Source organism: Nibrella saemangeumensis, from assembly GCF_039541915.1.
Lineage (GTDB): Bacteria > Bacteroidota > Bacteroidia > Cytophagales > Spirosomataceae > Nibrella > Nibrella saemangeumensis.
In genome coordinates, this window is sequence record NZ_BAABHD010000076.1 from 11,209 (window position 1) to 33,405 (window position 22,197).

18 protein-coding genes are annotated in these 22,197 nt (G+C 54.6%); 14 read left to right on the top strand and 4 right to left on the bottom strand.

The window, feature by feature from the left end; all coding sequences use genetic code 11:
- Positions 1-59: 59 nt before the first annotated feature.
- From ABD949_RS21530 to ABD949_RS21550, 5 genes are all read left to right on the top strand, one after another.
- Positions 60-3,263: a SusC/RagA family TonB-linked outer membrane protein gene (locus ABD949_RS21530; RefSeq protein ID WP_345246902.1), complete on the top strand. Its 3,204-nt coding sequence runs from the start codon at positions 60-62 to the stop codon at positions 3,261-3,263.
- Positions 3,264-3,281: 18 nt separating this feature from the next.
- Positions 3,282-4,889: a RagB/SusD family nutrient uptake outer membrane protein gene (locus tag ABD949_RS21535; protein WP_345246904.1), complete on the top strand. Its 1,608-nt coding sequence runs from the start codon at positions 3,282-3,284 to the stop codon at positions 4,887-4,889.
- 187 nt (positions 4,890-5,076) lie between these two features.
- Positions 5,077-5,247 carry a hypothetical protein gene (locus ABD949_RS21540; RefSeq protein ID WP_345246906.1) on the top strand — a complete coding sequence of 57 codons (171 nt, stop codon included), beginning with the start codon at positions 5,077-5,079 and terminating at the stop codon, positions 5,245-5,247.
- Positions 5,248-5,267: 20 nt separating this feature from the next.
- The gene (locus ABD949_RS21545) at positions 5,268-6,293 is read left to right on the top strand and encodes a GntR family transcriptional regulator (RefSeq protein WP_345246908.1); all 1,026 of its coding nucleotides are present in this window, start codon (positions 5,268-5,270) and stop codon (positions 6,291-6,293) included.
- 9 nt (positions 6,294-6,302) lie between these two features.
- Positions 6,303-9,806, top strand: a complete 3,504-nt coding sequence (locus tag ABD949_RS21550) for a VCBS repeat-containing protein (protein ID WP_345246910.1) — start codon at positions 6,303-6,305, stop codon at positions 9,804-9,806.
- A 3-nt stretch (positions 9,807-9,809) separates the two neighbouring features.
- Here ABD949_RS21550 and ABD949_RS21555 read toward each other — a convergent pair whose 3' ends face one another.
- The 4 genes from ABD949_RS21555 to ABD949_RS21570 form a co-directional block, all read right to left on the bottom strand.
- Positions 9,810-13,895: a two-component regulator propeller domain-containing protein gene (locus tag ABD949_RS21555; protein WP_345246912.1), complete on the bottom strand. Its 4,086-nt coding sequence runs from the start codon at positions 13,893-13,895 to the stop codon at positions 9,810-9,812.
- A gap of 156 nt (positions 13,896-14,051) precedes the next feature.
- Positions 14,052-14,618, bottom strand: a complete 567-nt coding sequence (locus ABD949_RS21560; RefSeq protein WP_345246914.1) for a DUF4136 domain-containing protein — start codon at positions 14,616-14,618, stop codon at positions 14,052-14,054.
- Positions 14,619-14,772: 154 nt separating this feature from the next.
- On the bottom strand, positions 14,773-16,161 hold the full coding sequence (locus ABD949_RS21565) for a tyrosine-type recombinase/integrase (protein WP_345246916.1): 1,389 nt from the start codon (positions 16,159-16,161) through the stop codon (positions 14,773-14,775).
- Between the two features lie 20 nt (positions 16,162-16,181).
- Positions 16,182-17,174 carry an XRE family transcriptional regulator gene (locus tag ABD949_RS21570; protein WP_345246918.1) on the bottom strand — a complete coding sequence of 331 codons (993 nt, stop codon included), beginning with the start codon at positions 17,172-17,174 and terminating at the stop codon, positions 16,182-16,184.
- A 130-nt stretch (positions 17,175-17,304) separates the two neighbouring features.
- On the opposite strand from ABD949_RS21570, the gene ABD949_RS21575 reads away from it, so the two are divergent.
- The 9 genes from ABD949_RS21575 (at position 17,305) to ABD949_RS21615 (ending at position 22,187) form a co-directional block, all read left to right on the top strand.
- Positions 17,305-17,553, top strand: coding sequence for a hypothetical protein (locus tag ABD949_RS21575; RefSeq protein ID WP_345246920.1), 249 nt, complete (start codon positions 17,305-17,307; stop codon positions 17,551-17,553).
- Entirely contained in the window at positions 17,526-17,906 is a 381-nt protein-coding gene (locus ABD949_RS21580; protein ID WP_345246922.1) for a hypothetical protein, read from the top strand. Before ABD949_RS21575 ends, ABD949_RS21580 begins: the two co-directional genes overlap by 28 nt.
- Before the next feature lie 109 nt (positions 17,907-18,015).
- Positions 18,016-18,423, top strand: coding sequence for a hypothetical protein (locus ABD949_RS21585; protein WP_345246924.1), 408 nt, complete (start codon positions 18,016-18,018; stop codon positions 18,421-18,423).
- Between the two features lie 29 nt (positions 18,424-18,452).
- On the top strand, positions 18,453-18,986 hold the full coding sequence (locus tag ABD949_RS21590) for a Rad52/Rad22 family DNA repair protein (protein ID WP_345246926.1): 534 nt from the start codon (positions 18,453-18,455) through the stop codon (positions 18,984-18,986).
- On the top strand, positions 18,983-19,468 hold the full coding sequence (locus ABD949_RS21595; protein ID WP_345246929.1) for a hypothetical protein: 486 nt from the start codon (positions 18,983-18,985) through the stop codon (positions 19,466-19,468). The genes ABD949_RS21590 and ABD949_RS21595 overlap by 4 nt, the downstream gene beginning before the upstream one ends.
- A 6-nt stretch (positions 19,469-19,474) precedes the next feature.
- Positions 19,475-19,816, top strand: coding sequence for a hypothetical protein (locus ABD949_RS21600; protein WP_345246931.1), 342 nt, complete (start codon positions 19,475-19,477; stop codon positions 19,814-19,816).
- 58 nt (positions 19,817-19,874) lie between these two features.
- Positions 19,875-20,225, top strand: a complete 351-nt coding sequence (locus ABD949_RS21605; RefSeq protein WP_345246933.1) for a hypothetical protein — start codon at positions 19,875-19,877, stop codon at positions 20,223-20,225.
- Positions 20,226-20,302: 77 nt separating this feature from the next.
- Complete coding sequence (locus ABD949_RS21610) at positions 20,303-21,490, top strand: hypothetical protein (protein WP_345246935.1); 1,188 nt, start codon at positions 20,303-20,305, stop codon at positions 21,488-21,490.
- The gene (locus ABD949_RS21615; protein ID WP_345246937.1) at positions 21,420-22,187 is read left to right on the top strand and encodes a hypothetical protein; all 768 of its coding nucleotides are present in this window, start codon (positions 21,420-21,422) and stop codon (positions 22,185-22,187) included. The genes ABD949_RS21610 and ABD949_RS21615 overlap by 71 nt, the downstream gene beginning before the upstream one ends.
- The last annotated feature ends 10 nt before the right edge of the window (positions 22,188-22,197 follow it).

Consider the following 22,197-nt stretch of genomic DNA (forward strand, 5'->3'; position numbering starts at 1 on the left):
GATATGCAAGCTAATCTTCTCTACTTTACCCTCGACATATTATTCAAGCCTTATACTCTATGAACCCAACACCCTACTTTTTACGCGTTGTCCCGTTTGTGATGAGCCTGATCCTGCTGATTGGCCTGAACAAATCGGTATACGCTCAGGCCCGCACGGTATCGGGGCGAATTGTCGATGCTACCGATAACCGGGGCCTGCCCGGCGCCAACGTGGTCATTAAAGGCACCAACACCGGTACCACCACCGACGCCGAAGGGAACTTCCGGCTTAGTGTACCGGGCAACGCAGCCACGCTGGTGATCTCGTCGGTCGGTTTTATCACCCAGGAGGCACCGGTCGGCAGCAGCAACACGGTTAGTGTAACGCTGCAGTCGGATACCCGCGCCCTGAACGAGGTGGTGGTAGTGGGGTACGGCCAGAAAACAACGCGTAAGCTGACGGAGTCGATCGGAACCGTGCAGGCCCGCGAGATTACCCGCCTGCCGGTAGCCAGTCCGGAAGCGGCTATTCAGGGACGCGTTTCCGGGGTGCAGATTACGAACGTCGACGGTACGCCCGGCGGGCCGGTATCCATCCGCATCCGGGGCGTCAGCACGGTGGGTAACAACCAGCCCCTGTTTGTGGTCGATGGGGTACCCATCGGCGATGGTACGGCCAACCAGATCAACCCGGCCGATATTGAAAATATTTCGGTGCTGAAAGATGCCTCATCGGCCTCTATCTATGGTCTGCGGGCGGCTAACGGGGTCGTGCTGATCACCACCAAGCGGGGCAAACAAGGCAAGCCACGGGTGGCGTTCGACGTGTATACGGGCGTACAGAACTTCCCGAAAGAATACCAGATGCTGAGCACGACCGATTACCTCGCGCTGGCGCAGGAGGCCCAGGCAAACGCCAATAACCAGGCCGGCCTGAAGCCCGGTGACCGGGACTATCTGGTGCTGCACCCCGATCTGCGGCCGGGCAGCAAGTACGTTAACGTCGACAACCGGCAGGCGTTTCGGGATGCCGTTGTACAGGACAACGCGCCGATTCGCAACTATAACTTATCGGTAAACGGCGGCAACGAGAACTCCAATTACTTTATTTCGGGTGGCTACTTCCAGCAGAATTCCATTGTGAAGAAATGGGATCTGGACCGCTACTCCTTCCGGGTCAACAGCGACCACAAAATTGGCAGCCGGCTCAAAGTCGGGCAGGCGCTGACCATTGCCCATTCGCAGATCAGGCGGGGCAGCAATGCCGGTGGCGACGGCTTCATTTACGCCGGTACCATCAACCAGCCACCTTTCTTCAGCATCTACGATACCGACAATTCGGTACCGGGCAACCGCTACGGCTTCACGGGCAATGCCGGGGTAGCAGGTCTGACCATCCTGAACGTGGCCGGTATCAACCAGGTGGTCGATAACCTGAATAACTCAACCCGGATGCTGGGTAATATCTACGGTGAAGTAGAGATTGTTAAAGGGCTGAAGTTCCGATCAGTGGCCGCCCTGGATTACAACGTCTCTAAAAATACGGGCTGGCGCCCCGGCTACACAGCCGCCGAACTCGGTCAGGAGCGCAACACCAACGAGTACAATGATTCACGCGGGGACGGTATTCAAAAGGTATTTACCAATACACTGTCGTACGAGAACGTATTTGGCGGCCACACGGTCAACGCCATTGCCGGAACCGAGTTCCAGGACATCCGGGGCAGCTCGCTGGGCTACACCGGTTTCAACTTCCAGAGCACCAACCCGAATTTCTACCAGAACGTAAGCAACCAGCAGGGTAATTCCGACGGAAAAGGTGGTTTCCTGTTCAACAACGCCAGCGCCGGCCTGTCACAACGCGCCTATGCCGCCTACTTCGGCCGGGTCAGCTACGACTTCCGCGACAAGTACCTGGTTACGGTAACGGCCCGGTACGATATGTCGTCGAACTTTGCGCCGGAGAACCGCGCCAAGCTTTTCCCGTCGGTATCGGCCGCCTGGCGGATTTCGAGCGAAGAGTTTTTCAAAGACAAAGTCGCGTTTATCACCGACCTGAAACTGCGGGGTAGCTGGGGGCAGTTAGGCAACGACAAGATCAACATCGATTTTCCATATGTAGCACGGGTGGTGCAATCGCCCTGGTATACGCTGGGTATCAATCAATCATCGTTTAAAGGCTCGGGTATTCCGTCGCTCATCAACCGGGGTTTGCGCTGGGAAACCAACGAGAGCGTGGACGTAGGGTTTGACGCTACTTTCTTCGGCCGGCTGAACATCCTGGCCACCTACTACAACCGCAACACCAAAGACTTCCTGTACAGCCTTCCGGTAAACCTGACATCCGGCTTTGAAAACATTCCGGTAAACCTGGGGCAGGTAAACAACCGGGGTATCGAACTGGAAACCAGCTACCGGTCGCAGCTGGGCAAAGGGGCCACCCTCGAACTGTTCGGTAACATCACTACCATTCGCAACCGGCTGGTGTCGCTAGCACCGGGAGTGCAGGAGTATGCGAGCGGTAACTACCGTACGGCGGTGGGCTACCCCATCGGCTATTTCTACGGCTACAAGGTGCAGGGCGTCTACCAGAATCAGGAGCAGGCCAACGCAGCCCTGCCCGATGTGACTGTCAACAGACGGAAGCCGGTACCCGGTGATCTGATCTTTGAAGACAACAACGGCCCCGGTACCGACGGAGAGCGGTTCAGCGGCCAGTCCGATGGGCAGATCACCGTTGAGGACCGGACGTACCTGGGCAAAACCATTCCGGATTTCTTCTATGGTTTTGGGGCGAATGCCACCTTCAAAGGCTTTGACCTGGCGCTTCTGTTCCAGGGTGTTGCCGGCAACAGCGTCTATAACTCGTTCCGGGTCGGTGCCGAAGGCCTGACGGGCGGAGGTCGTAATGCGCTGGCCAGTGTCAACAACCGCTGGCGCGGAGAAGGATCGAGCAACGAAATGCCCAGAGCTACGGCCAACGACCTGAACAGCAACAACCGGTTCTCCAGCCGCTGGGTCGAGAGTGGCAGTTTCCTGCGCTTCAAGAACATCCAGCTCGGCTACACGGTACCCCGCCTTGCCCTCGACAAGATCCGGGCGTTCCAGTCGGCACGGGTGTATGTAGCCGCGACCAACCTCTTCCGGATCACCAACTACAGCGGTCTCGATCCGGAGGTCATTACCTATGGCAGTAGTGCCTCCCAATTGCAGGCTGGTACGGATAATTCGAACATACCCCAGCCGGTGATCATCCAGATTGGTGCTAACCTGACCTTCTAAGCCTTACTCGAAACTTGTATGAAAAAGCGATTTCTTCCCATAGCCTTAGCCGCTCTGCTGATCGGTGGCACATTTACCCAATGCGAAAAGAAACTGGATCTGTCTCCGCTCGGCACCCTCGACGAACAGACCTTTTACCAGTCCGAGAATGACTTTAAAGGGGCCCTGCTGCTGGCTTACTCGGCGCTGCTCAACTATACGTACGAGCAATTCGACGGCGGTGGCTGGTTCAAGGGCGTTCTGCTGACGGACGATGATACCACGTATCCGAACGGCTCTGTAGACAACGTCGACCTGTTCAACTGGACTTCAACCGACGGAACCTGGCGGGCCTTGTGGCAAACCACCTATAAAGGTATTCAGCGGTCCAACATCGTTCTTGAAAAACTACCGGAAGCTAAGGGCTTACCGGATGCTACCAGGAAAGCATTCGACGGCGAAGCGCGTTTTTTGCGGGCTTACTACAACTTTTTCCTGGCGACCCAATTCGGGCAGGCCCCGCTGGTGGAGAAGACCGCCCGTAGTTTGGAAGAGACCCGGTCGGGCAATTCAACTGCCGGCCAGTTATGGGATGTGGTGGTCTCGGACCTGAAGTTGGCGAAAGAGGCCCTACCCGAAAAATGGGACGATGGTAACCGGGGCCGGGCAACCAAAGGCGCGGCTACGGCCCTGCTGGGCAAGGTGCTGCTGTACCGGGCGCAGTGGGAAAACAAGCCGGCCCTGTACACCGAAGCCGCCAGCGAGTTCCAGAGCCTGATTGGCAAGTACTCGCTGGTGAAAAACTTTCAGGATAACTTCACCCCCACCACCGAAAACAATGCGGAGTCGATCTTCGAGATTCAGATGGGCCTGGGAGGTGGTAATCCGTGGCTCCCGGCCGACTTTAACTTCTCGGCCGGTGGCAGCAGCATTGGTGATGCCGGTACGGCCCGCCTGATCTATTTCCGGGCGTCCTGTGGACCCAACAACATCTGCGCCCCCGGCTCCAACGCCCAGGGCTACGGCCAGGTACAGATTACAACGCCCCTCCAGAATGAATTCGAAAAAGGCGACCCCCGCCGGGCCGCCACCATTTTCCTGGAAGGCGACCCGTACGATACCGGCGAAAACGTAGACGGCTCCAAGAAATGGGTTTATCAGGCTGCTTATTCCGGGACGGGGTCGTCGCCGGCCAAGTACGTGAAGAAAGACGGTAACATCGACTTCCGGTCGAACCTGAGCGTAAATAACGAGCGGGTGATCCGCTACGCCGATGTGCTGCTCATGCTGGCCGAGTGCAAGATTCTGGGACCAACCAAAGATCTGGCCGGCGCTGCCCAACTGATCAACCAGGTACGTCGGCGGGCCGACCCTACCGGTGCGATTCTTCCCGATGTAACAGCCACCACTGAAGCCGACCTGTTCAAGGCGCTGATGCACGAGCGCCGGGTGGAGTTTGCGCTGGAGAGCCACCGGTACAACGACCTCGTTCGCTGGCACCGGGCGGGAAAGATCAACATTAAGCAGAACGTTGATTTCGGCCGGCAGGCAGCCAACGCAAACTGGTCGGACAAAAATCTGCTGAAACCGATTCCGCAGAGCGAACTTGACCTGAATCCAGAGTTGAAACAGAATACCGGTTATTAAGGCAGTTGTCAGGTCAGTAATCCATACAGAACAGGCCGTGATACGGCCTGTTCTGCTAAAAAGCCTGTCAGATAACGTTTTTCAGGGTATTTGCCGGATTTATGCTATCAAACGCTGAATCCGTACTACCCGCTTTTCAGACGCAGGAGGATATTTGTATCACTTTACCAAGGAATTTTAGTAAGTAATGAACGGTAAAGTTTGGAGCAATGGACCGGCCCGGATGGTCAGGAACCTTCGTCACTGGTTCGCCAAAGCCCCAATCGTTAACGAGCAAAATAGTCGCTGGTTAGAGCCGATGGCGCTGCTGCTGCTTTTCGGTATTCTGCTGGCGGTGATTTGGCTCGTACTAACCTGATACAACTAGCCTCAAACCTTATGAAACACACACCTACATTTAACGAAAGTCAGCGGTCGCCCAAGTATCTGCAAGTGGTCAACGCGGTGATCAGCGACATTGAAGGTGGCGTATTACGCATTGGCGACCGGCTACCCTCCATCAATGAAGCCTGTATTGAATGGTATCTTTCGAAAGATTCGGTAAAGCGGGCGTACGAGACCCTTTACCAACTCGGCCTGATTACCTCCGTCTACCGCAAAGGCTATTTTATTGCCGGCAGATCCAGCCGCCGGTCGCACCGGGTGCTGATTATTACCGGACAGTTGACCGAGAGTGTGAAGCAGCTGCACGATGCCATTGCCCGGCACGTGAACGATGAAGCCCTCATTGACATCTGCACCTACAACTACCGCCAGGACCTGCTCTGCCAGGTCATTGACAAACACCTGGGCAACTACCATTATTTTCTGCTGATGCCTCACCTGCTTGGCACCAGCCCGGCTACCGTTCAGTGCCTGCGCAACCTGCCGGGCAACCAGCTGATTCTGGTCGGCAGCCAGTGGCAGGAAGTTCTACAGCATGGCCACCAGATCCGTTACGGGGGCGAAAAGGCTCTCTACGAAGCGCTGCAAAGCCAGGCGTCTGTTCTGAAGAAGTACAAACGCCTGAATCTGGTCTTGCCGACAGCTGAATTCTTCGGTGCCGACTACATACGGGCCTTTCAGCAGTTCTGTATCCGCCATGACTTTGATTTTCAGTTGCTGGATGAACTTACCTCCAACGACATCCGGCGGCACCAGGCGTACTTTGTCATGGACAGCGCCGACCTGATCACCCTGGTGGATTACAGCCAGCAACACCAGCTCCGCCTTGGACAGGACCTGGGCATTGTCAGCTTTATCGAAAATGAATACACGCGCCTGCTGGCCGGTGGCGTCTCAGTTATCTCGCATCCGTCGGCGGAGATTGGCCGGTTAGTGGCTCAGATCGTCGGCAAACAACCGGGGCCGGGTCAGTCGCCCTACGTTTTACCACTTGAGTTACAATTCCGGGCTACCTGCTAATCCTGAACCATGTGTACCAAATTGCTTTTTCGCTCAGGCTGGGCCGTTCTGTGGCTGGCCGGGTGGCTGAGTAGCTGCACCTCCCGGGACAGACTCTTTGTGCAGCGTAGCTCGGCGGAAACCAACATTACGTTTAATAACCGGCTGACCGAGACCGATTCCGTAAACGCGCTCACCTTCGAGTATATGTACAATGGCGCGGGGGTTGGTATCGGCGACTTCAACAAAGACGGACTGGCCGATGTGTACTTTGCCGGTAATCAGGTCTCCAGTCAGCTATACCTGAATGAAGGCGCCTTTCACTTTAAGGATATCACAAAACAATCGGGAACCGGCACGAATGTCTGGTGTACCGGCGTCAGCGTGGCCGATGTGAACCAGGATAGCTGGCCGGACATCTATGTCTGCGTAGCCGGCCCCGAGAAAGACACAACCCGGCGAGCCAACAAGTTCTTTATCAACAACGGCCCCGGCCCCGACGGCATACCTAGCTTCACCGAACGAGCCGCCGAATACGGCCTCAACGATATGGGCTACAGCACCCAGGCCGCTTTTTTCGACTACGACCGTGACGGCGACCTCGACTGTTACCTGCTGACCAACGCCATTGAGACTACCAACCGGAACGCCCTCCGCCCCAAACGCACCCACGGCGAATCACCCAGCAACGACCGGCTGTACCGGAATATGAGTAAAGAGGGGAAAGAACTCACCTTCGTCAATGTAACCCATCAATCCGGCATCCTGACGGAGGGCTACGGACTGGGATTGTGCGTGAGTGACCTGGACGATAATGGCTGGCCGGACGTGTACTGCGCCAACGATTTTCTGTCGAATGATTTGGTCTGGCTCAATCAACCGGGTAACCAGGCCGGCAAGGCTCTGTTTACCAATCAGGCGGCTGCCATGCTGAAGCACCAGACGCATAACGGTATGGGCGTGGATATTGCCGACATCAACAACGATGCACTACCCGACATTGTGGTCATGGATATGCTGCCGGCGGACAATTACCGGCAGAAGATGATGCTGCCCGGCTCCAATTACAACCGCTTCCAGATGGACCTGCAACTGGGCTACGAACCCCAGTTCGTGCGTAATACGCTCCAGTTGAACCGAGGAAGCCTGGGGCAAGCGGGTTGGGGCGAAGGGCAGGGAGCAGAAAGAAAGGCGCAGGGAGTAAACAGTAGAGATGGCATCAATACTTCCCCCCCAAGCCCCGTGCGCCCCGCCCCAACCCGCTTACCTGTTTTCAGCGAAGTTGGCCAACTGGCGGGTATCGAGAAGACAGACTGGAGTTGGGCACCGCTGCTGGCCGACCTCGACAATGATGGCTGGAAAGATTTGTATATCACCAATGGCTACCGACGCGACGTAACCAACCTGGATTACATCGTGTTCAACCACGAGCAGGCGACGTTTGGGACGCCCGAGGCTCAGGCCCGGAAGATCAAAGAAGAACTATACCGCCTGCCCGAAATCAATATATCCAACTATGCTTACTGCAACCAGGGCAGTAACCCGGCTGCGGCACTGACCTTTACCGATGTATCTGCCGACTGGGGGCTCGATCAGGCCGGGTACTCCAACGGTGCCGCCTACGCCGACTTCGACAATGACGGCGATCTGGATTTGATCACCAACAACATCGATGGCGAAGCCCTAGTGCTGGAGAACCGGCTAAACCAGCGCGAGAATGCACCCCACTGGCTCCGGCTGACCTTTGCCACCACACCCGAACTCCCAGTCACCATTGGTACGAAGGTTTGGCTGTACGCCGGTAACCAGGTGCAGATGCAGGAGCTATCACCGGTGCGGGGTTTTGTCTCTACCGTAGAATCTGCCCTGCACTTTGGCCTGGGTAGCGTCAGTCGCATCGACTCGCTGGTTATCCGCTATCCCAATGGCCAGAAGCAGGTCCTCCGCCCAAGTGCTGTCGACCAGCTTCTGGCGGTACCGTATAAACCGTCCGGCGACTGGCAGGAATCCGCTCCCGCCGGCCAACCCTTATTTGCCGAACTATCGGCGGAGCATACGGGTCTGCATCTGACGCACCAGGAAAACGCCGTTGTTGATTTTAACCGCACACCACTATTGCCCCATCAGTACTCGAAAAATGGCCCCTGCCTCACGGTGGGTGACGCCAACGGCGATGGCCTCGACGATTTCTTTATGGGTACTGATTTTGGAAAGCCCTCAGCGATTTACGTCCAGCAGGCATCTGGTCGGTTCGCCCTGGTTTGCTTACCCGGCAGTCAGGCGTACGAAGACATGGGCGCAATATTCTTTGATGCCGATGGTGACGGTGATCAGGACCTGTACGTGGTCAGCGGAGGTAGTCAGGAGGAAGGTTTATCGGAAGTATACCAGGACCGGCTATACCTCAACGCGGGCAAAGGAGCCGAAGGTCTGCCAACGTATGAGATTGCCTTTTCAGCCGTGCCGGCTACCCGTTCAAGCGGCTCCTGCGTCACAGCTGCTGACTTTGATGGCGACGGTGACGTTGATCTCTTCCGGGGTGGCCGAATTATTCCCGGCCAGTATCCAAAGCCAGCGGATAGTTACCTGCTCCGGAACGATAAAGGCGTCTTCACCGATGTAACGAATCAGGTAGCGCCGGGGCTGCGCCAGGCCGGTATGGTTACCGCTGCGGTCTGGACGGATGTGAATAAAGATCGTAAACCCGACCTCATGCTGGTGGGCGAATGGATGGCACCCACCCTGTTTACCAATACGGGCGACCGCCTTGCAGGAGGCACACCCAAAGGACTGGAGGAAACAGCCGGCTGGTGGTGTTCCCTGCTGGCGAAGGATATGGATGGCGACGGCGATGTTGATTTTATTGCCGGTAACCTGGGTCTGAACTGCAAATTTCGGGCGTCGGCGGAGGAACCGGTGCGGGTCTACGCCGGTGATTTCGACCACAACGGTCGGCTCGACCCGATTCTGACTTATTATCTGAACCACCAGCAGGTACCGGTTGCCCAGCGGGATGTGATGACCTCGCAGATTCCATCCATTAAAAAGCGCTTCCCTACCTACCACGACTACGCCAGCCATCCGTTTGAGGAGATGTTTACCAACGAAGAACTCGCCGGAGTTTACGTTCGGGAGGCCCAGCAGATGGCCAGTTGTTACATCGAGAATCGGGGTAAGGCAGGGTTTGTTGTACACCGCCTGCCCATTGAAGCGCAGATGGCCCCGATTTATGGAATCCAGGCAAGTGACTTTACCGGCGATGGCAAAACAGACCTCTTGCTGGCGGGTAACTTCTACGGCTCCGAAACCATCGGTGGGCAACAGGATGCCGGAAAAGGACTCCTGCTGGCCGGCAACGGCCGGGGCAACTTCCGCCCCATTTTGAATGCCGGGCTTAACCTGGATAAAGATGCCAAAGCCGTAGCCTCACTCCGCCGGCCCAACGGCTCCTTATGGTGGCTGGTTACCAACAACAATGGTCCGTTGCAGGTCTGGCAATCGACCGTCAGCCGTGTGCAGCTGACGAAGTTATAAACGTTACGATGATGTCAGCTCTTCCGATGAACTTGTTTTAGCGTACTCGCCGGGCGATACGCCAAACTCTTTCCGGAACGCCCGGATGAAGTAGTTCGGATCGTTGAACCCAACCTGATAGGCCACCTCGGCTACCTGCCGACCACTGGTTTGCAATAGCCTGGCCGCCCGCTGGAGCCGTATATTCCGAATCAAATCGTTACCGCCTTTGCCGGTCAGTGCTTTTAGTTTGCGGTAGAGCTGCGTATTGCTCATACCCAGTTCCTGCTCAAGCTGCTGTACTTCCAGTTCGGGGTCGGCAAGATGGGTCTCAATAAACGCGATCGCCTTTTTCAGGAACTGTTCCTCCGCCGATTCAATCGGTACATCGGCGGGTTGCAGATACAGCATCCGGCTGAACTTCGCCCGCAACCGCTTCCGGCCCTGAATCAGATTAGTAGCGCGGGTTTGCAGCACGCTTACGTTGAAGGGCTTGGTGATGTAATCGTCGGCACCCACGGTCAGCCCCTGCACCTTGCTTTCGTTGCTCGACCGGGAGGTAAGCAGAATCAACGGCACATGGCTGGTTTTCTCGTTGGTCTTGATGGCTTCGCAGAGTTGTACGCCGTCCATATCGGGCATCAGCCAGTCGCTGATGATCAGGTCAGGCACTTCTTTTTCCGCCTGGGCCATAGCCTCCTGCCCATTGCTGGCCACCAGAACCCGGTAATGGGGCTGGAAGCAATCGGCCAGGTAGTGCCGTAGGTCGTCGTGATCCTCCACCACCAGCAGCAGCGGCTTATCGCCGGAGGAAACTGCCACCCTCGGCGTATCGTCCGTGTGGGTATCCAGGTACGTGGCCGGGCTATCGAGCGGTATGCCCGAATCGGTAGCCCGGTTCGAGAGCCAGTCGGCAGGGAAAGCGGCTTCGTACAGGGGTAGCACTACCATAAACACAGTACCCGCTCCCGGCTGGCTTTCGACCTGAACATTCCCCTGGTGCAATTCAATCAGCTCCCTGGTCAGGGCCAGGCCGATACCGGTACCCGCCTTTTTCAGCCGGTGCTGGCCGTTCACCTGGTAGAACCGGTCAAAAATGTGGCTGATGTGCTCAGCCGATATGCCAATACCGGTGTCCTCAACTTCCAGCCGCAGTTCCGGCGCTGCGTCCGGCTCATGAATGGCACACCGGATGGTGACCATCCCTCCTTCCGACGTGTATTTCAGGGCATTGGCAATCAGATTATACAGGACTTTTTCGAGAATATCCGGATCAAAATAGCCGGTATACGTTGTCAGGTCGGCCTCTATGGTGAGCGTCACCCGCTGCTGCAGAGCGGCCGGCTCAAACGAATTTACCACCCGGCGCACAAACTCGATTACATCCAGCCGCATGATGTCGGGTTTTAACGACCCGGACTCCAGCTTCGACAAATCCAGCAGTTGATTAATCAACCGGAGCAACCGCCTGGCATTCTGGTGCATCGTCTGGAACTGCCCGCGTCGCCGGTCGGGCGTGAGGTCAGCCAGAAATTGTTCCAGGGGTGTCAGGATCAGCGTTAGCGGAGTCCTGAACTCGTGCGAGATATTAGTAAAGAATCCCGACCGGAGCCGGTCCAGTTCCCGCGCTTTTTCGGTCTCCAGGTGCTCCAGCCGCAGTTCCGTCTTGTAGCCCTCCCGAATCTGGATGATCCGGCGAATCAGCGCCAGCAATCCGGCAACCAGCAGCGCGTATAACAGATAAGCCCAGTTGGTCCGGTACCAGGGCGGCAGCACCGTCAGTTGCAGAACCGTTTCGGACGCCTGCCGGAAATCGTCGGACAAAGCTGCCTTCACCCGAAACAGGTACGTACCAGGGTCCAGGTTCGTATAGGTAGCTGAACTCTGCGAACCCACGTAGTTCCAGGTTGGTTCAAAGTTCTCCAGCCGGTAAGCATACCGGACGTTGCGGTACGCCTGAAACAGCACGGCCGAAAAATCGAACGTCACCACGGACTGATTATGCCGCAGCGTCATTTTCCTGGTTTCGGTCAGGTTGTGTGTCAGCGGAGCATCCGGGGCCCCCGGCACTACGGTTTTGTTAAACAGCTTCAGGCCAGTCAGATACACCGGAAACGTTGGCTGCGTTGCCTCCAGTTGCTTCGGGTGAAACACCGTCAGCCCATGTTTACCGCCCCAGAACAAGGTTCCGTTGGGACTTTGGCTCACGGCTCGTTCCGTAAAGTCATTGCCCGGTAACCCATCACTTTGCCGGTAGGTACGAACCACCTTATCGGTGCGGTCAATCCGGCAGAGACCATCGTTGGTACCCACCCACAGATTCCCCTGCGTATCCTCCCGAATGCTCATGATGGCGTCATTGGAAAGACCATTTTCGGTAGAGATCAGTTCGAAGCACTTCCGTTGATGATCGTACCGATGCAGCCCACCGGAGGTGCCCACCCATACCCGTTTACGACTGTCAACCAGGAGGCAGATGATATGATTATCCAACAGTCCGCCGGCCTGTTGCATCCGGCGGTGAACGCGTAATTTGCCGGTACGGCGCTGCCATTCCAGGAGCCCATTCCCGTACGTACCGATCCACAAGGTGCTGTCGGGGGCCTCCACCAGGGTTGTAAAGGAATACGACATCCAGGGAAACGCCCGCACGGGCTCTATTTGCCAGGTACGTAGATCCATACGCCATATTCCCCCCTGGTTGGTCGCTATCCAGGCTTTGTTCCCCGCAGTAGGCACCACACTATGAATCTGAGCGGGTTTCAGGGTAGTAATGTGCCGGACAACCTGTCCCGTCCGGGGGTCAAACACATCGGACCCTTCGTTCCAGACATTGACCAGCAGCGCCCGGTCCGACAGGCGATGAATATCCGTCACGTCATTCCCCGCCAGCGAACCAGGCTTGCCCGGCTGGTGCGAAAAATGCCGGAAGGTTTTTGTTTTCCGGTCCAGGTACGACAGACCCTGGGAGCTGCCCAGCCATACATTATTTAGGCTATCGGCCAGTACGGCCGATACCTTCTGCGTGGGAAGGCTATTTTTCTGACCAATCTGGTGCGTGTATTGTTCAAAGGAGTCCGGCTGTTTAAACAGCACGTTGAGTCCTCCCTCCCAGGTGCCAATCCAGATGTTTCCCTGCCGGTCGCCCCGCACACATACCATGGCGTGTGTACTCAGGCTATGCTGGTCGGCCGGATTAGCGCGGTAGTGGCTGATTTGCTCAAAGCGGGCATTTTCGGCTACCACCAGGCCATCGTCGGTACCCAGCCAGTACCGTCCGGTTTTGTCTTCATACAGGCTCCGGGCTATATTGATACCCTCCAGAATTCGGGGGCGGAAAAAAACCGATTCAAACTGGTCACGCTGGGGGTTATAGCGGAACAAGCCCCACCCCTGCGTACCCACCCAGATCGTACCCCGGCTGTCGCACAGCATCGTCATGGTATTCCCCGACGATAGACTCCCCTGCGAGGGCAACTTATAAACCTGAAGGGTATTATCCGTTAGCCGCATTCGGGCAATGGTTCCCCCGGCGCTGCCTAGCCAGAGATTGCCGGTAACGTCGAAACATAAACGCTGAATTACATCCGAAGGCAGCCGGTCGGCTTTGGCGGTAAACTGACGAACCTGCCGGGTAGCCGGGTCAATCGTTAAAACGCCCTGTCCATAGGTAGCCGCCCAGATATGCCCGGTAGCGTCCTGAACCAAATCGGTGATTGATGTCGTGGCAATATCGGCCCCCGTTGCCGTTCGGGAAAGTTTATCAAAATGAACACCCGACGGAGCCAGCAGATTCAGACCACCCGACCGGGTACCAACCCAGAGCTGGTGCCGACGGTCTTCCAACAGGCAGGTAATTTCGTTACTGCTGATGCTGCGCGGATCGCGCTGGGAGCGCCGGTAGATCTGGAACTTCTGCCCATCGTACCGGTTCAGGCCATCGGCGGTGCCCAGCCATAAAAACCCGTTCTGGTCCTGAATCAGGGTGTTGACAATATTATGAGATAATCCATCGCTGGTAGTCAGGCGTTTAAAAGCAGCCTGCGCCTGGCAGGTAATCCTCGCAGTGAGTAGCAGCAGGACCAAGACCAGCAGATAGCGAACACGCATATGACGTTTTCCTTTTCCTACGTGTCAAAATACAAAATTTTCGTAGACAAATGCCGAATTAAAGCGCTGAGTTCACCTCCTTTGTGCTAACGCGACCGGGTAAAAAAGAAAACCCCGGCTCGTTGGAGCCGGGGTTCTTATATAAATGTAAGCTGATTAGCGGACAGCACCGTAGTCCTGACCGGCGCTCTCGGGGAAGTTCTTCATGATGCTGACCACGGACTCGCGGAAAGCGGCATCCCGATCACGCTCCTTACGCTGGTTCAATTGACCGGTTGCCCAGCCCTGCCAGATAATGTCGTTGGTACGGGCATCGTAAACGTTTACCACGATCCGGTTCTCTTCGTAATTACGCGAGTACACCTGGTTGGAACCCGGTCCCCACCAGCCCCAGTACGGGCTCCAGTTGTTGTTGGACTGGATTTGCTGACGGTCACGTGAGTCGGCGAAGAACCGAATTACCAGATCGGCGTTGCCACCCTGAGCCGGTTTGTAACCCCGGGCTTTCAGGGATTGATCCAGGGCATCGGCAATCCGGCGCTGGTTCAGGTTACCACCCACAATCGGGTCGGCGTTCCGCTGGCGATCTGCTTCGATACGGTACGTGCTGAACTGGCGCACGTTCACTTTCGGGTCGTGGTCGTATTTAACCGTGACGGCCGGCGCACAGGAAGCCAACAGACCCGCCACAAACAAGCTTGCTATTATGCCTTTGAGTTTCATAGTATGGTTGCGTTAAGAATTAGTACTGTAGATTACGGTAGTGGCTAAGGCCACCATCGCCTAAAACCATCTTGATAACGCTACCGGATGGTTGTTAGTATACAGCACTATTGTTCTAAGTCTATTTACCTACGAAAGAAATCCTTTCAGATACTTAACAATTTGCAACATCTTCGTGTTCCACGAAACCATCTTTTTCGTCGTTTTTCGCAGAATGTTGCACCATTGTTGCACCACGTTTTTGATAGACCTGATTGGCCCTGTCAACGACTGATTGCTTGAAGCGGGACACGTACCGCTGCGTCGTTGAAATCAGTTCATGGGTCAAGCTGAGTTGTACCAGCCGCAAGTCGCCTGTTTCTTCGTACAGATGGTCAGCGAAGCTATGACGGGCGTCGTGGATACCTTTCGGCGCGGTGGTGCCTAGCTGCTCAGCAATCCGCTTGAACAAGATGCCTAAATAGCTTATCTGTGACTTAACTTTTTCGGTCAGCTTCGGCTCAGGCAGATAACGATAATTAGGCTTCAGGAACGGAAACAGAAAATCATCCGGCTCCTTTCCTTCGGCGTACTCCAGCAGCCAGGGCAAAATCGCAGGTTCAATCAGCACCGTTTTGTTTTTATTCTTCTTATCGCTTACATAAGCGAACCGGTATTGCAGTTCCAGCTTACGCTCAGGGGTCATCTGCCAAACAGATTGCACCTGATAAGCGCGGGCTGTCAGCAAGTCACCGCCCCGAATACCATGCAGGTAATAGGAAATCACAAAAAACTTACGGGCATCATCCAGTCGGCGCTGTGGCGCGGTTTCAGTCGGTAGCTGCTTGGTTTCCCAAATCTCCATTTCAGCCGTTGTCAGCCATACCGGATTAACCGGAGCCGTCACCAGTGATTTACCCCGCATAGGGTTATCCTCTGACGGCAGCTTGTTTAGTATGATATACCCGTTTATGTGCTGCTTCAGTCGGCGCAGGTAGTCGGTAGCGGTATTGCGTTTGGATGCCTCGGTCGAAGTCTTACGACCGGTTGACCGGTTCAGCAGGTAGGTTTCAAAGCGCTCCAGTACCGCAGGTGAAAGCTGATGCAGGGAAATAGGCTGCTTTTCGTCTATATTGAGAAACGCTCGCAGCGCTCGCATCATGCTTATTTGTGCGTTCATGTTGGCCGTCTGCCCACGCTGGCGGTACAGATCTATCTGCTCGTCAATGTAAGCAGACAAGTACATATCGGACAGGTTAGTTATCCGGCGTACTACGTCATCGACAGTAAAGGGCGGTTTTCGTTGCAGGTCAGCAATTACCTGAAGTGTCCTATCCCACAGAGCTTTAATCATGCCGTTAAGCGCGACATAGTCCGGATGCGACTTACGGACCCAACTCTGCGACTCTGACTTACCGTCCGGATTGAACTGCTTGGGTGTAACATAGACGCTGGTGCCAATACGCTTAGTTTGTCGGTTGGCTGTAATGCGCAGCATCACCAGATGCCGCCCGTCTTCGTTGGCGCGTGGATGCAGTACCACCTTTAACGTGACATTTCCCATAATAAGCCTCCCTCCTATTATTACATGGCACCATCAAGAATGCGACTCACCCGGAAGAACAGGGTAATGTCCCCCTGTTGCAGCGATACACTGCTGCCGTTGTAGGCCGACAGTTCCAGCGACCCGCCGTTGCGCAGGCGGTTGGCCTCAATGCGCTTTACGATCAGCCCGTTGTCGAACTGCTGAATGGCCACTACTCCGTCACTCAGGCGCTCATACTGCGCAGGCTCCAGCCATTCAACCAACACTTTATAACCGGGTAACAGCGCAGGCTCCATGCGGTCGTTGGACGCGATCTCCAGGGCAAAGTAGCGGCCAGTCCGTCCCGGCTCAACGGCGGTTTTAGGCGCAAACGCCAGCGAATCGGGCATCAGCGCCGGTACGAACTCATCCTGAATCTGCTTAAGCCGGGCCTCCGACAGCTCTGACCGGTGGGCTACGCGAATCAGCGGAACGGCGATCATAGTATCAGCCATCGGCCGCATATCGACTCTCGACAGACGGCTCCCGCCGAAAACTTCCTCGGTGGCAACCGGACGACCTAAAATCTTGCCCAGCGCATACAGCAGCGAATCGTGTACTTCTTTGTGAAACCGGGCCGTCTTGGTGTACATATGCGCCTGATTGCGCGAAACACCCATGGTATCGCCTAGTTTCTGCTGCGTGATGTCGTAGCGGTCGAGAAACCGCCGAAGCCATTCCCCTTCGTTTTCAGCTTTTGTCGTGGTGGCTTTATGGCCCCGCTCGGAAAGGGTCAGGCTTTCCGGCAAGTCCGTGCTGTCCTCATCAAGCAGCCATTCCAGACTGATCTCGTTGAAGGCACCCGCAATCTTTTCCAGTGCGTCACGGCTGGGAGCGTCCGGACTGGCCGATCGTTCCCAGCGGGCCATTGTAGACGGCGCTACACCGATCAACTTGGAGAATTTGTGCTGGTTGAGCCCCACCTTCTCCCGGATGGCAGAAATTTTCTCGTTTGTGGTCATTACCCGTTCAGTCAGGAAATTAACAATCATGCGCTGTACTCTCTGTTGTTTTCTGTCGAAAGATTTTACTCTAAATTTTGCTTTTATTTTTTCTAATGTCAATATTCGCAATAATTTTTAATTACAACGCTGATAACCTACGCAAAGATTACTATTTACCATGAGCGAACCACAAAAAATTTTTCAGACGGTAGCGGAAAAGCTAGGGTTTAACCAGATCGCGGCGAAATCTTATGTGACCTACCAGGCGGTGAGTCGCATGGCCAGAAATCCGCAGTTAGGTTTTAAACGCAATATCCGGGGCAGAATCCTGTCGGCAACGCTGGACATGGCCAGAGAAGAAGCACAGAAGTGGAACCAATACGTAGCAGAACTGGAAAAATGGAAAACCGAGGAATTGCAGGCGTAGTATCACAGGCACAGGTAGTGCCTATGGTTCAAATGCCATTGACAGCATTTATTGAACTGAAAGACAAGATTATCCAACTGTCAGAGCGCGTCGAACTGCTCGAAAGCATGACGGCCGTAGGCAGCGAATGGCTCACACGCGAGCAGGCAATGGCCTTTTTACAATGCGGCTCCACCACGCTGCACAACCTTCGCCGTACACATCAGATCAAAAGCACCACCAGCGGCACCAGTAAACCGCTGTTCTGTAAGCGGTCGCTACAGACCTATTTGGAAAAGAAAGGCGTATCTAAAGAAGAAATCGACCAGCGGTTCCGTAAGAACCTGCTGGAAAGACGTAAAAAATTGACTTAACTACTTGCGCTATGTTAATATTAATATTACTTTTGATGCGAATAACAGAAAACGCCGATTGCATAGCTACCGGCGTTCTTCAAATACTCTCAAAACAATTAACGGTACTATGAACAGCACAGTAATTGTTAACCGCAAAACTACGGAACTACTGGCAAAGTTCCGCCGTGTGCGTGGCTGTCTGCTGAACGCTACGCAGCAAAGCCACAAGGTAGATAAGGCATGGCTGGCCGAATGCAAGCAGGACAAAGACCTGATCGAAGTCGAACTGGAAAGCGCTTACGGAGCGCAGGTAGGCGTTTACAGCTTTACCGGCTACGTTGATTTGCGTAAGACTAACGCCGAGATTATCGAAGACCTGAAAGGGTTCATCCGTCAGGCGCGGGGCGAATCCGAACATGAGTTCCGCAAAACACTCCGCGAAGCGCTCAGCGATACGCTAAAGTCATCACAGCCGGAAGACCGGCACAGAATCATCAAAGGCGCAAATCAGGTTTTTAACACTCTTTTTAGTTAGTATTAATATTACTTTATACTCTCAAAACAATGAACACAGCCTTAATTGCCGCCGACAGATCGCCTAAACTGGACATCCTGCTGGCGCCCCTGAAACCCAATGAAGTCGAATGGCGCGTGGCGTCCACGACGAAAGACAACAGCAAACTAATTGTAGTGCCGTACATCACGAACCGGTGCGTGATGCAGCGCTTCGATGAACAGTTCGGCTGGGACCGCTGGCGCAACGAAATCAGGGAAGTCGATGGAGGCTTTCTCTGCACCATTACCGTCGTGCTGGACGGAGGAGAAGCCATCAGCAAGACCGACGGAGCCAACCGCACGGACATAGAGCCGGTGAAAGGCGGTATCAGTGATGCCATGAAGCGGGCGGCTGTACAGTTCGGATTAGGCCGGGAGCTGTACGACTATCCGAAAGTGATGATCGAACTGTCAGCGAGTCAGAACGGCAAGTTCATTCCGGATTGGGCTCATCAGCTTCTCGACCGGCTGGTGATTGCGGCCGGGGAGGGACGGCTGGATCGGGACGTGTACGTACTAAAAGAATCGCAGGCCAGGAAATGAACGCAGAAGTAATCAGGGTGCCGGCACTCCCTACGGTGGGGCTGGCATCCGCCGATAAACAGGAGATCATCGACCGGGCGCAGCATTTTGTGGCCCGCATTGAAGAGGAAGGCGGAGATTCGCTGGCCGTGCTGGCACTGGCGGCAAAGCTGGAGCTGCTGGCCAAAGAGATCAAACAAGCGGCTAAAGAAGCCTCTGAACGTGAAATGCAGCAGTATGGCAGGCAGATACTGACCAAACACGGTGTCGAACTGCAAACCCGCGAAACCGGCGTAAAACTCGACTACAGCCTTGATGCAGTCTGGCAGCAGCTGAATGCTGAAGCGCTGGCTGCACAGGCAAAGGTGAAGGAGTGGGAGAATACATTGAAGAAACTCCCCAGGAGCGGCTTGCTGATCGCGCATCCGGATACCGGCGAAATGTACCACGCCTATCCACCAGCCAGACGAGCTACGGAAACCATCTGTGTAACTATAAAATAAACGACAATGGATAGCACCATCAGAACGCAATCGCTGGCATCGCTGGGCCAGATCATTCAGGAAACCAGCTACAACGAAGGGCTGGCCATCGGCTATGACAAAGGCGTAACGGCCTGCATTGACTACCTCATGAATCAGGCCGTCGATTTTTTCAAGTCCGGACGCAATGACGACCGGGCGCTTGACCTGCGGGCTATCGCCAAAGATCTCAGCGGAGTTTATACAAGCCCGGTAGACCATGACCTGATCGACCGGCGGGAACGCGCCTTTGCTGAACTGGATATACGCCAACAGGAAATCAAACAGATCACCGCCCAGGCATCGTCTGCCGTCAACAAACGAGTGTAACCATGTTTAACACCGGGTGCCGGTCAACCGGTCGGCACCCATAATAAGCTTACTGTTTATGCCATTCTCGATCACATTTCCGGAATCACTTTCAGAAAAAGAACGGCTGAGCCACATTGAAGGAGCCAATGCCAAAGACAAAGCCGTAGAAGTAGCCGTTCGCTGCAACGGGCTGACGATGCACCACAGAGGAAAACTAACCGGCATTGACCTGCTGAACCACGAAATACACGTTGATACGTCGGCAGAAAAGCAAACGTTCCGCTACTTCTGTAAAGCCGTTTACACGTCTAAAGGCGACAAAATAGCCTACCGTGATAACGTCCGCATTGAGCCGGAACCGCTGACGGAACTGCACGGCCGACAACGCATACCGGTAGCCATGCTTGACAGGCTGAAAATTCTTTAATTTTTGAGGCAGTTCGTCAATATTAATGTTACTTAGAAAGACCAGACCTGTTTTAAACCGTTACAAAGTCCTTTAACATGATTGTCGTACCTGACATAGTACTGGAAAACGATAAGCTGACCGACAGCGCCAAAATAGCTTTCGGCCGGTTGGTGGTTCTCTGTCAGGTGACCGGTGAGACGGATATACTTCACGCAGACCTGTGCCGGATTCTGCGCTGCAAAGAGCGCAACCTGCACAATCTGCTGCGTGAACTGGAAACCGGGAAGCTAATCGAAACCCGGCGCGGAGCGGCCAACCGGCGCATCATACGGCTGACAGCCGACGCTCAGGAAAACGCCCAGGACTGCCTGACGGTGCTGCAACACTTCACCGCCAGCGTTCAGGGTAGTGGTGCAAAAAATTGCAGTACTGCAAAAAAATGCACTAGTGCAGAAAAGTGCAGTAGTGCAAAAAATTGCACCACAGACCTGCAAAAAATTGCAGTAGTGCAAAATTTTGCACCACCCGCTCAAATTGAAAATCAGGAAGTTACGTCAGGTAGTGCAAAAAATTGCACCACCCCCGACACTTTCGACAATAAAATATATAATAATATAAATAATACCAGTAGTATAGATAATACTACTATTACTAAGAGTTATAATTTTTTTGTCGAAAAACGCGAAATTTTAACCCACTTCGCGGAGATCTATTGTCAGGGGCAAGCCTACACCTGTGACAGCCTGGGGCCGAGTTTGAAGCTGCGCGGCTACAGCAACGAAGCCGTTGGCGCGTTCGTGCTGGAGAACCGGGGCAACCACTACAACAGCAAAGCTGAACTAACCACTGTTGTCCGCAACTGGCTAAAGGCAAAAAAGGCCGCTGAGCCGAAAAAAGCCTTTCAGGTAGCCGGAACTATTGATGAGCGGAAAACGGCCTTCAGAGAGCAAATAAGAGCCTTTGCCGCCAACCATTCCGGCAAGTATCCGGCCGATATGTACAACCAGTTTTACGCTTACTGGACAATCCTCAAAAAAGGCGATCTGCTGGCTTTCGAGCTGGCCACCAAAAAAGACGGTCAGTTCGATCTGGCTGGCCGTCTGGCATACTGGAACACGAAATACAAACCTGCTAACCATCATGGAACCAACAACCGCACTGGCCACCGCAGCGAGAAGCGACTGGGCCTTGTCAACCTCGAAGACAGCGCTGATGAACACCATGCACCGGGGACTGAAATGCAGTCAGGCTACGCTGGCCGACTTTACATCAATCTGGAATGAGATCATCGTGATGCTGGGCATCAAGGTATCCGACGCTAACGTGAGCGAACACCGCGACAACCTGCGGGCGCTGTCGGCCTTTATGAGCCGCGAATACCCACACCTGACGCTGGACGAAATCCGGCAGGCGTACACGGCCGGTGTCACCAGAAAGCTGGGCATCGAAATGTACGCTGAGCTAAATGCCCGGCAGGTCGGTAACGTGATCGACGCCTTTATGATCTGGCGCAGACGTGAGCTGCACGAAGAAATCCAGTCTCAGCGGCTGCTGTCACTGCCGGAGACGCCACAGCCTACCCCTGAAGAATTGGAGCGCAAAATGGTTGAGCTGTTCCGCTTTGCCTGGAAGGCTATTGAAGTGAAAGGCAGCTACATCGACTTCGGTAATCACATCTACGACTGGCTGGATTCAAAAGGCTTGATTCCGTTCAGCGACAGCCGTAAATGGGAGTTCGTTCGCGATGCCGAAAAACGCCTGAAGGCTGAACTGACGGCCGAAGGTTCCAAAGGCTTCGCTCAGGAGCATAAAGCCGCCCGCCGTCTGGCCGAAGTGATGGCAAAGGTTACAGACTTCAATGACCATGATGCCGACACTAAAGCCAGAATTCGGGTCAAAGCCAAGCAGATCGCTTTCGTCACCCTCATCAAAGAACAGCAGCAGTTGGAAGTACATCCGGATGAATTTTTACAACTCTAATGTTAATATT